This is a genomic window from Citrobacter sp. CtB7.12 (assembly GCF_001297795.1).
GTDB lineage: Bacteria > Pseudomonadota > Gammaproteobacteria > Enterobacterales > Enterobacteriaceae > Citrobacter_A > Citrobacter_A amalonaticus.
The window spans coordinates 359,775-372,546 of record NZ_LIFT01000003.1 but is presented as its reverse complement, the minus strand read 5'-3'; the positions used below and the strand labels follow the sequence as shown (position 1 = coordinate 372,546).

15 protein-coding genes are annotated in these 12,772 nt (G+C 54.8%); 8 read left to right on the top strand and 7 right to left on the bottom strand.

Annotated elements, in window-relative coordinates; all coding sequences use genetic code 11:
- The first annotated feature begins 2 nt into the window (after positions 1-2).
- Positions 3-749 carry a copper homeostasis protein CutC gene (cutC, locus tag AOY24_RS05755; RefSeq protein ID WP_043000351.1) on the top strand — a complete coding sequence of 249 codons (747 nt, stop codon included), beginning with the start codon at positions 3-5 and terminating at the stop codon, positions 747-749.
- A gap of 150 nt (positions 750-899) precedes the next feature.
- Here the strand turns inward: cutC and cmoB are convergent, their stop codons facing one another.
- From cmoB to AOY24_RS05730, 5 genes are read right to left on the bottom strand one after another with little or no spacing between them, the layout of a single operon-like run.
- A complete protein-coding gene (gene cmoB / locus AOY24_RS05750; protein WP_044257625.1) occupies positions 900-1,868 on the bottom strand; it encodes a tRNA 5-methoxyuridine(34)/uridine 5-oxyacetic acid(34) synthase CmoB in 969 nt (322 codons plus the stop codon).
- On the bottom strand, positions 1,865-2,608 hold the full coding sequence (gene cmoA / locus AOY24_RS05745) for a carboxy-S-adenosyl-L-methionine synthase CmoA (protein WP_043000353.1): 744 nt from the start codon (positions 2,606-2,608) through the stop codon (positions 1,865-1,867). The genes cmoB and cmoA overlap by 4 nt, the downstream gene beginning before the upstream one ends.
- Before the next feature lie 40 nt (positions 2,609-2,648).
- On the bottom strand, positions 2,649-3,044 hold the full coding sequence (locus tag AOY24_RS05740; RefSeq protein WP_042318401.1) for an MAPEG family protein: 396 nt from the start codon (positions 3,042-3,044) through the stop codon (positions 2,649-2,651).
- A gap of 51 nt (positions 3,045-3,095) precedes the next feature.
- Positions 3,096-3,914 (bottom strand): DUF72 domain-containing protein, encoded by an 819-nt coding sequence (locus tag AOY24_RS05735; protein ID WP_054176296.1) that lies wholly within the window; start codon positions 3,912-3,914, stop codon positions 3,096-3,098.
- Positions 3,911-4,477, bottom strand: a complete 567-nt coding sequence (locus AOY24_RS05730) for a hydrolase (protein WP_054176295.1) — start codon at positions 4,475-4,477, stop codon at positions 3,911-3,913. The genes AOY24_RS05735 and AOY24_RS05730 overlap by 4 nt, the downstream gene beginning before the upstream one ends.
- A 265-nt stretch (positions 4,478-4,742) precedes the next feature.
- Between AOY24_RS05730 and aspS the strand changes: the two genes are divergently transcribed.
- The 6 genes from aspS to ruvB all read left to right on the top strand — a co-directional run bounded on the left by aspS (position 4,743) and on the right by ruvB (position 10,121).
- The gene (aspS, locus tag AOY24_RS05725) at positions 4,743-6,515 is read left to right on the top strand and encodes an aspartate--tRNA ligase (RefSeq protein ID WP_044328622.1); all 1,773 of its coding nucleotides are present in this window, start codon (positions 4,743-4,745) and stop codon (positions 6,513-6,515) included.
- Between the two features lie 117 nt (positions 6,516-6,632).
- Positions 6,633-7,085 (top strand): dihydroneopterin triphosphate diphosphatase, encoded by a 453-nt coding sequence (nudB, locus tag AOY24_RS05720; protein ID WP_044257809.1) that lies wholly within the window; start codon positions 6,633-6,635, stop codon positions 7,083-7,085.
- A gap of 28 nt (positions 7,086-7,113) precedes the next feature.
- A complete protein-coding gene (locus AOY24_RS05715; protein ID WP_043000357.1) occupies positions 7,114-7,857 on the top strand; it encodes a YebC/PmpR family DNA-binding transcriptional regulator in 744 nt (247 codons plus the stop codon).
- A gap of 34 nt (positions 7,858-7,891) precedes the next feature.
- Positions 7,892-8,413 (top strand): crossover junction endodeoxyribonuclease RuvC, encoded by a 522-nt coding sequence (ruvC, locus tag AOY24_RS05710; RefSeq protein ID WP_000022509.1) that lies wholly within the window; start codon positions 7,892-7,894, stop codon positions 8,411-8,413.
- A 77-nt stretch (positions 8,414-8,490) separates the two neighbouring features.
- Positions 8,491-9,102 (top strand): Holliday junction branch migration protein RuvA, encoded by a 612-nt coding sequence (gene ruvA, locus AOY24_RS05705; protein WP_043000358.1) that lies wholly within the window; start codon positions 8,491-8,493, stop codon positions 9,100-9,102.
- 8 nt (positions 9,103-9,110) lie between these two features.
- A complete protein-coding gene (gene ruvB / locus AOY24_RS05700) occupies positions 9,111-10,121 on the top strand; it encodes a Holliday junction branch migration DNA helicase RuvB (RefSeq protein WP_043000359.1) in 1,011 nt (336 codons plus the stop codon).
- A gap of 86 nt (positions 10,122-10,207) precedes the next feature.
- On the opposite strand, the gene znuB is transcribed toward ruvB, so the two are convergent.
- Entirely contained in the window at positions 10,208-10,993 is a 786-nt protein-coding gene (gene znuB, locus AOY24_RS05695) for a zinc ABC transporter permease subunit ZnuB (protein WP_054176293.1), read from the bottom strand.
- Positions 10,990-11,745: a zinc ABC transporter ATP-binding protein ZnuC gene (gene znuC, locus AOY24_RS05690; protein WP_044257630.1), complete on the bottom strand. Its 756-nt coding sequence runs from the start codon at positions 11,743-11,745 to the stop codon at positions 10,990-10,992. Before znuC ends, znuB begins: the two co-directional genes overlap by 4 nt.
- Before the next feature lie 78 nt (positions 11,746-11,823).
- Between znuC and znuA the strand changes: the two genes are divergently transcribed.
- Positions 11,824-12,768: a zinc ABC transporter substrate-binding protein ZnuA gene (znuA, locus tag AOY24_RS05685; protein WP_043000362.1), complete on the top strand. Its 945-nt coding sequence runs from the start codon at positions 11,824-11,826 to the stop codon at positions 12,766-12,768.
- Positions 12,769-12,772 lie beyond the last annotated feature (4 nt).

Genomic DNA, 12,772 nt, shown 5'->3' with positions numbered 1-12,772 from the left:
ATATGACATTGCTGGAAATCTGTTGTTACAGCATGGAGTGCGCGCTTACGGCGCAGCAAAACGGTGCGGACCGCATTGAACTGTGCGCCGCGCCAAAAGAAGGGGGCTTAACGCCATCACTGGGCGTGCTGCGCTCGGTTCGTCAGGCGGTGACGATTCCGGTACATCCGATCATTCGGCCGCGCGGTGGAGATTTTTGTTATACCGACGGTGAGTTCGCGGCGATGCTGGACGATGTACGGACCGTGCGTGAACTGGGGTTTCCCGGACTGGTGACAGGCATTCTTGATCCTGACGGTCATGTCGACATGCCACGTATGCGGCAGATTATGGACGCGGCAGGTCCTCTGGCTGTGACCTTTCACCGCGCGTTCGATATGTGTGCTAATCCGTTAAATGCACTACATAATCTTGCGGAACTGGGTGTCGCCAGAGTGCTGACGTCGGGGCAGAAATCCGATGCAGTGCAAGGTTTAGCAAATATTATTGAACTTATTGCTCACCCCGGTGCTCCAATCATTATGGCCGGAGCGGGGGTTCGCGCAGAAAATCTGCCGCGTTTCCTGGATGCCGGAGTACGGGAAGTACACAGTTCCGCCGGAACCTTGCTGGTTTCACCTATGCGCTATCGCAATCAGGGTCTGTCAATGTCGACAGATAAGCAAGCGGATGAATATTCCCGCTATGCGGTAGACGGCAAGTCGGTTGCTGAAATGAAAGGAATCATTGTTCGCCATCAGGCCAAATGATTTTACCGTTGCATCATGTCGCCCAATATGATGCTTGCTCGTACCAGGCCCCTGCCCATTCAACAGGGGCCTTTTTTTACGCTAAATTTCGCTGATGAATGAAACCATAGGCCGGAGGCGCTTCGCTTATCCGGCTTACGACCCATGACATCACGGCTTACGCGCAATTAATACGGCACGTAATGGGGCGGGGTAGCCTTCGACCGTTTTGCTGTGATCGTTCGGATCGAGGAAATCGGCCAGCGATTCGGTGACCATCCATTCGGTACGGCGCTGCTCTTCGGTCGTCGTCACGCAGACATCCGCGATGCGAACATCAACGAAGCCACATTTTTCCAGCCAGTTTTTCAGCGCCAGCGCGGAAGGGATGAAATAGACGTTGCGCATCTGCGCGTAGCGATCGCCCGGCACCAGCACAGTATTTTCATCGCCTTCCACCACCAGCGTTTCCAGCACCAGTTCGCCGTCTTTCAGCAGTTGATCTTTCAACTGCCAGAGATGCTCCAGCGGGGAGCGGCGATGGTAAAGCACGCCCATCGAAAAGACGGTATCAAACGCATTCAGCGCCGGCAGTTGTTCTATACCCAGCGGCAGCAGATGCGCACGCTGATCGTTCCCCAGCAGCTTTCGCACCGCTTCAAACTGGCACAGGAACAGTTGCGTCGGGTCAATACCAACAGCCAGATGTGCACCCGCGCCAATCATGCGCCACATATGGTAGCCGCTGCCGCAACCCACATCCAGAATCGTGCGACCGGTCAGATCCGACAGATGCGGCAGTACGCGATCCCATTTCCAGTCAGAACGCCATTCAGTATCAATGTTCACGCCATACAGCGAGTATGGCCCTTTACGCCATGGCATCAGATTTCGCATCAGGGTGTCGATACGCTTGATCTGCCCCGGGCTCAGCGGCGCTTCACTTTCCGCCGTCACGCTGTGTAATAAATCCAGACGGTACGGCGTCAGTTCCGGCAGAAATTCCACCGCGTTTGACCACTGCTTAAACAGACCGTGCTGATCGCGCTGCCAGGCGGCAATCTGCGCGGGCAGCGTTTCCAGCCAGTGGGCAAGATGATTTTTGGCAATCAGCTGATAGAAGTTACCAAAGTCGATCATGCGCTTGCCTCAGCTTTCAATGCCACCAGTGAGCCAAAGTTAAAGCACTGGAACCACAGTTCGCTGTGCTCAAAACCGGCCTGACGCAGGCGGGCTTTATGGGTTTCAACTGAATCGGTCAGCATCACGTTTTCCAGCATGCTGCGCTTCTGGCTGATTTCCAGTTCGCTGTAGCCGTTGGCTCGCTTGAAGTCGTGGTGCATGTTGAACAGCAGTTCGCCCACTTTCGCATCTTCGAAGCTGAATTTTTCCGACAGCACCAGCGCGCCGCCCGGATTCAGCCCCTGATAAATCTTATCCAACAACGCCTGGCGCTCCGGCGGCTCAAGGAATTGCAGGGTAAAATTCAGTACCACCATTGAGGCGTTCTCAATGGTGATGGCGCGGATGTCGCCTTCCACAACCTCAACTGGCGTGGGTGCCTTGTAAGCATCGATATGACGGCGGCAGCGTTCGATCATCGCCGGGGAGTTATCAACGGCGATAATTTTGCAGTTTTCATGATGGATATTGCGACGCACCGAGAGCGTCGCCGCACCCAGCGAACAACCCAGATCGTAGACCTGCGTATCCGGCTGCACAAAGCGCTCGGCAAGCATGCCAATCATCGAAATAATATTGGAATAGCCGGGAACAGAACGCTGGATCATATCCGGGAAGACTTCGGCTACCCGTTCATCGAAGGTCCAGTCGCCCAGGCTGGCGATGGGCGCAGAAAAAAGCGTGTCGCGGTGAGACATAACGTAAAAATCCGGGAAAAATAAAGTGGCGTATTGTGCGCTAATGCAGGGAGAAAACCAACTCCCACGGCATATACCAAAGGTTCGCCAGCACCATCAGTAACAATGCACACCAGGTGGCGCTCATGCCGGAGCGACGCCAGCGGAACAGACGGTGATGGAAACCGTAATAATGCATCAGCCGACCCACGAGCAGAATAATGCCGCAAATATGCACCATCCAGGTTTCTGCGCCGTTCATTTCCATAAACAGCAGCAGCACTAACGCGACGGGAATATATTCCACCGCATTACCATGAATGCGGATGGCTGTCTGGAGTTCACTGAAGCCGCCGTCACCATAGGCAACGCGGTATTGCATCCGCAGGCGGACAACGTCAAAAGAAAACTTCATCAACAACAACGCACCCAAAACGGCATACAGCGCGCTTACCATACAAACTCCCTTTAAAATGGCTGATGGCACTGTCTATGATAGGTGGCAATTTCAGAAAAGAGAAGATTGCTGTGGAATGGACGGAGCAGTTCCGATATCCGGTAAAACATCTCGCAAGTCCTGCCACAGGGTATCGACCAGTTCCGGAGCCTGCGCGATATCCGGGGTATGCAAAAAGAGATACGGTGTGGTGGTCTGTTCCCAGAGCGGTAATTTTTTTAGCCAGTCGGCAAAGAACGCCCGGTTTTGTCGCATATCATCGCTGCCGATAAAGCGCACCAGTGGATGGTTCGCGGTCACTACTGCATGTACCGGCAGTTTCGGCTTCTTGCGCTGGGCGTCGCGGATGGCTTCATTATGCACATGGGTCGCGTGTACTGGACGACTGTCGAGGATAACCCGATTCACTCCGCGCCGATGCAATCCGCTATTGAACTGCTGTTCAGCGTCGCCTTTAGCGAAAAATTCAGGATGACGGACTTCGACGCCGTAGGTAAACATCTGTGGCAGGGCATCGAGAAAATGCCAGAGCGCAGGGAGATCGCGTGGGCCAAAGGTGGCGGGCAATTGCAGCCAGTACTGACCGATGCGGCTTTCCAGCGGCGACATTCGGGTCAGGAATTCGTGCAGCAGATCATCGCAATTGCGCAGGGCCGCCTGATGGGAAATGGTCGCCGGGAATTTAAAACAGAAACGAAATGCATCCGTCGTTTGTGCGTACCAGCGTGCCACAATCTCCGCTTTTGGCAACGCATACAGCGTGGTGTTGCCTTCCACACAGTTAAAGTGGCGGGCGTACTCTTCAAGACCGGTGATGCCAAGACGCACCCATTTTGGGTGCGACCATTGCGGCAGGCCAATGTAGATCATAAGGCGTTGACGATCTCTTCTGTGCTGCGCACTCGCGCAATACGAGGGAAAATGTGCGTCAGGCTGTTCTGATGCTGGTCGGCGCTGGCGGCGCTACAGGCGTCTTCGGCAATCACCAGGCTAAAACCCAGCTCCCAGGCGTTACGCGCGGTGGACTCGACGCCGATATTGGTCGAAATCCCGCACAGTATGATGGTGTCGATACCGCGGCGGCGTAACTGAAGCTCAAGATCCGTGCCATAGAATGCGCCCCACTGGCGCTTGGTGACTTCCAGATCGCTGTCGTCTTTGCCCAGCGCAGGCGGATAGGTCCACCAGTTTTCCGGCAGCGCATGGGCCGGTGCCTGTGCATCTACGGGTTGTTTGAGCGCTTCGGCGTAATCATCAGACCAGCCCACGCGGACCATTACCACCGGGGAGCCGTTAGCACGAAACGTCTGTGCCAGTCGGGCAGCGCGCGCCACCACGTCATTGGCAGAATGAGGGCCGCCGGCGAAGGGCAGGATCCCTTCCTGCAGGTCGATAATGACCAGGGCGGTCGTTTTTGCGTTCAGTTGTAACATGATAACTCCCGTCAAGAATCGAAATTCCATTACACCTTAATCGCGATTGGGTGTGTAACGAGCGACAATTTTTGTTATTTTTTGTGAGAATACGCAATGCCCGTCCAGGAAACAGGCGTACAGTCAGTACCGGGCTTATCGTGCGGCGGAATTTCCAGTATAATAGCCGCCTTTTTTCATTCAGTTGTGACATACAGTTAAAGCTGCGACATCGTGGCCTGCAAGACAGGCGACAATCCGCCTGCGGCTAATTAAGGGATATCTCATGCGTACAGAATATTGCGGACAGTTGCGTCTGTCCCACGTGGGGCAGCAGGTGACTCTGTGTGGTTGGGTCAACCGTCGTCGTGATCTTGGTAGTCTGATCTTCATCGACATGCGCGATCGCGAAGGTATCGTGCAGGTGTTTTTCGATCCGGATCGTGCGGACGCGTTAAAGCTGGCCTCTGAACTGCGTAATGAGTTCTGCATCCAGGTGACGGGCACCGTGCGTGCGCGTGACGAGAAAAACGTTAACAGCGAAATGGCGACTGGCGAAATCGAAGTGCTGGCCTCTTCGCTGACGATCATCAACCGTGCAGAATCACTGCCGCTTGACTCTAACCACGTGAACACCGAAGAAGCGCGTCTGAAATACCGTTATCTGGATCTGCGTCGCCCGGAAATGGCGCAACGCCTGAAAACCCGCGCGAAGATCACAAGCCTGGTACGTCGCTTTATGGACGACCACGGTTTCCTCGATATCGAAACCCCGATGCTGACCAAAGCCACGCCGGAAGGCGCGCGTGACTATCTGGTTCCTTCGCGTGTGCACAAAGGCAAATTTTACGCGCTGCCGCAGTCACCGCAGCTGTTTAAACAACTGCTGATGATGTCCGGCTTTGACCGTTACTACCAGATCGTCAAATGCTTCCGCGACGAAGACCTGCGTGCTGACCGTCAGCCTGAATTTACCCAGATCGATGTGGAAACCTCCTTCATGACCGCCGAACAGGTACGTGAAGTGATGGAAGCGCTGGTGCGTAACCTGTGGAATGAGGTGAAAGGTGTGGAACTGGGTGACTTCCCGGTCATGACTTTTGCTGAAGCCGAGCGTCGTTACGGTTCTGACAAACCGGACCTGCGTAACCCGATGGAACTGGTGGACGTTGCCGACCTGCTGAAGGCCGTGGAGTTTGCCGTGTTCTCTGGCCCAGCGAACGATCCGAAAGGTCGCGTTGCTGCGCTGCGTGTACCAGGCGGAGCGAGCTTAAGTCGTAAGCAGATCGACGACTACGGTAACTTCATTAAGATCTACGGTGCGAAAGGTCTGGCTTATATTAAAGTCACCGAGCGAGCGAAAGGTCTGGAAGGTATCAACAGCCCGGTGGCGAAATTCCTCAATGCGGAAATCGTGGAAGCCATCCTTGAGCGCACTGGCGCGCAGGACGGCGATATGATTTTCTTCGGCGCGGACAACAAGAAAGTGGTGGCCGACGCGCTGGGCGCGCTGCGTCTGAAACTGGGTAAAGACCTGGGTCTGACTGACGAAACGAAATGGGCGCCGCTGTGGGTCATCGACTTCCCGATGTTTGAAGACGACGGCGAAGGCGGCCTGACCGCGATGCACCACCCGTTCACCTCACCGAAAGACATGACGGCTGCAGAACTGAAAGCGGCGCCGGAAGACGCGGTGGCGAATGCCTACGATATGGTGATCAACGGCTACGAAGTCGGTGGTGGTTCCGTGCGTATTCACAGCGGTGAAATGCAGCAGACCGTGTTTGGCATTCTGGGCATCAATGAACAGGAACAGCGTGAGAAGTTTGGCTTCCTGCTCGACGCACTGAAATACGGTACGCCGCCGCACGCGGGTCTGGCATTCGGTCTGGACCGTTTGACCATGCTGCTGACCGGCACCGATAATATTCGTGACGTAATTGCCTTCCCGAAAACCACCGCTGCGGCGTGTCTGATGACCGAAGCGCCGAGCATCGCGAACCCGGCAGCACTGGCTGAACTGGGTATCGACGTGGTGAAGAAGGAAGAGAAAAACTGATATGGCTGATATACACGAAATCATACGCGCTACCTCGCGGCGGCAACGGAGTGAGTTCCCATGATCATAGCTAACACTATGAATGGGATGAGCGAAGGCAGCCAACAACGAGATAGCGTGAAGGATAAAGTGTATAAGCGTCCCGTTTCGGTTCTGGTCGTTATCTACGCACAGGACTCGAAACGGGTGTTGATGTTACAGCGACGCGACGATCCTGAATTCTGGCAGTCGGTTACCGGCAGTGTGGAAGAGGGAGAGACCACGTCGCAGGCCGCCATGCGCGAAGTAAAGGAAGAGGTCGCCATTGACGTTGCGGTTGAGCAACTGACCTTAATTGACTGTCAGCGCACGGTGGAGTTTGAGATTTTTTCTCATTTACGTCATCGCTATGCACCGGGTGTGTTGCGCAATACAGAATCCTGGTTCTGCCTTGCGCTGCCGCACGAGCGTCAGATCGTTTTTAGCGAACATCTGGCCTACCAGTGGCTTGATGCGCCAGCTGCGGCGGCGCTCACCAAGTCATGGAGCAACCGGCAGGCGATTGAAGAATTTGTGATTAACATCGCCTGAGAGGGCGTGCTTTTTTGAGGAAATATTTATGGCAGGTCATAGTAAATGGGCCAACACCAGACACCGTAAAGCGGCGCAGGATGCGAAGCGCGGCAAAATCTTCACCAAGATTATTCGTGAGCTGGTGACAGCAGCCAAACTGGGCGGCGGCGATCCGGATGCGAACCCGCGTCTGCGTGCGGCTATCGACAAAGCGCTGGCTAACAACATGACCCGTGACACGCTGAACCGTGCAATCGCCCGCGGCGTGGGTGGTGATGATGATGCGAACATGGAAACCATCATCTATGAAGGTTATGGCCCTGGCGGCACTGCCGTGATGATTGAATGTCTGTCTGACAACCGTAACCGTACCGTTGCCGAAGTGCGTCACGCCTTCAGCAAAACCGGGGGTAACCTGGGCACGGATGGTTCTGTTTCCTATCTGTTCAGCAAAAAAGGCGTCATCTCTTTCGAGAAAGGGGATGAAGACGCCATTATGGAAGCGGCACTGGAAGCGGGTGCGGAAGACGTGGTGACCTTCGATGATGGCGCGATTGATGTCTACACGGCATGGGAAGAGATGGGTAAAGTGCGTGACGCACTGGAAGCCGCCGGTCTGAAAGCCGACAGTTCAGAAGTCTCTATGATCCCGTCGACCAAAGCGGAAATGGATGCGGAAACCGCACCGAAACTGATGCGTCTGATCGACATGCTGGAAGACTGTGACGACGTGCAGGAAGTTTATCACAACGGTGAAATCTCTGATGAGGTTGCCGCTACATTAGAATGATGTGGCTTAATCCCGTTACAACCGGAGGCGCGTGATGTCCATCATTCTCGGTATTGATCCGGGCTCCCGCATCACCGGTTACGGCGTGATACGTCAGGTCGGCAGACAACTGACGTATCTCGGCAGCGGCTGCATTCGTACCAAAGTCGACGATCTTCCGTCACGCCTGAAGCTGATTTATGCCGGCGTGACGGAAATCATCACCCAGTTTCAGCCCGACTACTTTGCCATCGAGCAGGTCTTTATGGCGAAGAACGCCGATTCTGCGCTCAAACTGGGGCAGGCGCGCGGGGTAGCGATTGTGGCGGCGGTCAACCAGGAACTGCCAGTATTTGAATATGCGGCACGTCAGGTCAAGCAGACGGTGGTTGGCATTGGTAGCGCAGAGAAAAGTCAGGTGCAGCACATGGTGCGAACCTTGCTGAAACTGCCCGCGAATCCGCAGGCGGATGCGGCAGATGCGCTGGCCATCGCCATTACGCACTGCCATGTTAGTCAGAATGCGATGCAAATGAGCGAATCACGCCTCAATCTTGCCCGAGGTCGCTTGCGATAATGACAAATGAGGCTGGATATCTATCCAGCCTTTTTTTATGATACAGCTTTACTTTCGGCCCAACGCAGGAGCGTAACGTGATAGGCAGACTCAGAGGCATCATTCTGGAAAAACAACCCCCGCTGGTGTTACTCGAAGTGGGCGGCGTCGGCTATGAAGTGCATATGCCCATGACCTGTTTTTATGAGCTCCCGGAATCCGGAAAAGAAGCCGTTGTCTTTACCCACTTCGTGGTTCGCGAAGACGCGCAGCTGCTGTATGGTTTTAACAATAAGCAAGAGCGTACGTTGTTTAAAGAACTCATCAAAACCAACGGCGTCGGGCCTAAACTGGCGCTGGCGATCCTCTCCGGGATGTCCGCACAGCAGTTCGTCAATGCTGTCGAACGCGAAGAACTGGGCGCGCTGGTCAAGCTGCCTGGTATTGGCAAAAAAACGGCTGAACGACTGATTGTCGAAATGAAGGACCGTTTCAAGGGTCTGCATGGCGATCTCTTTACGCCAGCCGCCGATCTGGTGCTGACCTCGCCAGCGAGCCCGGCGACGGACGATGCCGAACAGGAAGCGGTTGCGGCGCTGGTGGCGCTGGGCTATAAACCACAGGAAGCCAGCCGCATGGTGAGCAAAATCGCTCGCCCGGATGCCAGCAGTGAAACACTGATCCGCGAAGCCCTGCGCGCCGCGTTATGAGGTAAAGGATGATAGAAGCAGATCGCCTGATTTCGGCAGGTGCCGCACTCACAGAAGATGTCGCCGATCGCGCCATTCGCCCGAAATTACTCGAAGAGTATATCGGTCAACCTCAGGTGCGTTCGCAGATGGAGATTTTCATCCAGGCGGCAAAACTGCGGGGGGATGCGCTCGACCACCTGCTGATTTTTGGTCCTCCCGGACTGGGGAAAACCACGCTTGCCAATATCGTTGCCAATGAAATGGGCGTCAATCTGCGTACCACTTCCGGTCCGGTGCTGGAAAAAGCGGGCGATCTGGCTGCGATGCTGACCAACCTTGAGCCGCACGACGTACTGTTTATCGATGAGATCCATCGACTGTCGCCGGTGGTGGAAGAGGTGCTCTATCCAGCGATGGAAGATTATCAGCTGGATATTATGATCGGCGAAGGGCCGGCGGCGCGTTCAATTAAAATCGATTTGCCGCCGTTTACCCTGATTGGCGCAACGACTCGCGCGGGTTCACTGACCTCTCCTCTGCGCGATCGCTTTGGCATTGTGCAGCGTCTGGAGTTTTATCAGGTGCCGGATCTCCAGCATATCGTTGGGCGCAGCGCGCGCTTTATGGGGCTGGAGATGAGCGAGGAAGGGGCGCTGGAAGTGGCGCGTCGCGCACGCGGTACGCCGCGTATCGCCAACCGGCTACTGCGGCGCGTACGGGATTTTGCCGAAGTGAAGCATGATGGCACCATTTCCGCCGATATAGCTGCTAAGGCGCTGGATATGTTGAACGTGGATGCGGAAGGGTTTGATTACATGGACCGCAAGCTGCTGCTGGCGGTGATCGACAAATTCTTTGGTGGGCCGGTCGGGCTGGATAACCTGGCGGCAGCCATCGGTGAAGAGCGTGAAACCATTGAAGATGTGCTGGAGCCGTATCTGATTCAGCAAGGTTTTTTGCAGCGCACGCCGCGCGGAAGAATGGCGACAGTACGCGCCTGGAACCACTTTGGCATTACGCCACCGGAAATGCCTTGATGCCTGATGGCGCTGCGCTTATCTGGCCTACAAAATCACGTAGGCCGGATAAGACGCGCTGGCGTCGTCATCCGGCAACATACCCGTCAGCTTGCCTGCTTCTTCATCATGCTGAAGATAAACAGCAGTGCGGCGCACAGCACCACTGATGGGCCCGCAGGGGTGTCGTAGAAGGCCGAGAAGGTCAGCCCACCTGTAACCGCTATCATTCCAGTTCCTACTGCAACGCCAGCCATCTGTTCCGGCGTCCGCGCAAAACGACGCGCCGTAGCTGCCGGGATAATCAGCAACGAGGTGATGATCAGCGCCCCGACGAATTTCATCGCCACGCCAATGGTTAAGGCTGTCACCAGCATCAGTAAAATCTTCACGCGCTGCAGTTTCACCCCGTCAACAAATGCCAGATCGGGGCTGATGGTCATTGACAGCAGATTGCGCCATTGCCAGAAGAGGATTGCCAGCACGATCACCACGCCCATGGCGATAGAGATCAAATCGTCCGGCGTAACCGCCAGCAGATCGCCAAACAGGTAAGCCATCAGATCCACGCGAATATTCGACATCAGGCTGACCACGACCAGGCCCAGCGACAGCGCACTGTGCGCCATAATGCCAAGCAGCGTATCGATGGCAAGGTGAGGGCGCTTCTCCAGCCAGACCAGGCCTGTCGCCAGCATTAGCGTCACGGCAATGACCGCATAGAAAGGGTTCACATCCAACAACAGGCCAAAAGCGACGCCGAGCAGCGACGCATGTGCCAGCGTATCACCAAAATAAGACATCCGACGCCAGACGACAAATGAACCCAGTGGACCCGCCGCACAGGCCAGCATGATCCCGGCTAACCAGCCAGGCAGTAATAATTCAATCATGATTGACCATTTCCCCGGCGCAACACAATACGACCCTGCAGGTCGTGGCGGTGATTATGATGATGACGGTAAATTCCCAGTTGCTCCGCGCCGCGAGGGCCGAACATCGAGATAAATTCCGGGTGCATGGAAACGATTTCAGGAGTACCTGAACAGCAAATGTGATGATTCAGACACAACACTTCGTCGGTTTTTGCCATCACCAGATGCAGGTCATGGGACACCATCAGCACGGCGCAATCCAGCTCACGACGTAACTGATCGATAAGGTCGTACAGCGCGACCTGGCCGTTGACATCTACGCCCTGAGTGGGTTCGTCAAGCACCAGAAGCTGTGGCTGATTGAGGAGCGCGCGCGCTAACAGGACGCGCTGCGTCTCGCCGCCGGAGAGTTTTTGCATCGGCGCGTCAATCAGATGCCCGGCCTGTACACGTTTCAGGGCCGGCAGGATGTCATCTTTCTTCGTACCGGGGCGCAGGCGTAAGAAACGACTGACGGTAAGCGGCAGGGTGGTATCGAGATACAATTTCTGCGGAACGTAGCCAATTCGCAGCTTACCATTACGCGTGATCACCCCTTCATCCGGGGCGACCAGTCCGAGAACGACGCGAACCAGCGTTGACTTCCCGGCGCCATTTGGGCCGAGTAGCGTTAAAATTTTTCCGGGTCTCAGTTCAAGCGAAACGTCAGAAAGGACGCGGCGCTGGCCGAAAGAGACCGAGACATTTTCCAGTGAAACCAAAGTCGTCATGTCAATTTTAGTCTTGCAGAAGTTATAGAATGTTATAATATCACATTTCTCACATTCATTACGATGATTGGTCGCATTATGTTACATAAAAATACGCTTCTTTTCGCTGCATTATCCGCCGCTCTTTGGGGCAGTGCAACACAGGCGGCAAATGCCGCCGTTGTCGCTTCTCTCAAGCCATTAGGGTTCATTGCTTCTGCCATTGCTGATGGCGTCACGGAGACCCAAGTCTTACTTCCGGATGGGGCATCCGAGCATGATTATTCACTACGTCCATCTGACGTAAAACGCTTACAGGGCGCGGACTTAGTTGTCTGGATTGGGCCGGAAATGGAAGCGTTCATGGAAAAGTCCGTCAGCAACATTCCCGCCGCTAAACAGGTAACGATTGCGCAACTCAAAGACGTGAAACCGTTGCTCATGAAAGGGGCTGACGATGATGATGATGAGCACGACCACGATCATGACCACGGCGAAAAAGGTGACGCACATCACCATCATGGTGATTACAACATGCATCTTTGGCTCTCCCCAGAGATAGCGCGGGCCTCAGCGGTTGCAATCCATGAAAAATTAGTGGAACTTATGCCGCAAAGTCGAGCCAAACTTGACGCCAACCTGAAGGATTTTGAGGCACAATTAGCCGCAACCGATAAGCAGGTCGGTAACGAGCTCGCACCGCTCAAGGGCAAAGGGTATTTCGTTTTTCATGACGCCTATGGCTATTACGAAAAACACTACGGACTCACTCCATTGGGTCACTTCACCGTCAACCCTGAGATACAACCTGGTGCGCAGCGTTTACATGAAATAAGAACACAGTTGGTTGAGCAAAAAGCAACCTGCGTTTTTGCTGAGCCACAGTTCAGGCCAGCGGTCGTTGAAGCCGTTGCGAGAGGGACATCCGTTCGAATGGGAACGTTGGATCCCCTCGGGACAAACATCAAACTGGGTAAAACGAGCTATTCAGCGTTCTTGAACCAACTAGCGAACCAGTATGCGAGCTGCCTGAAAGGAGATTAATGAG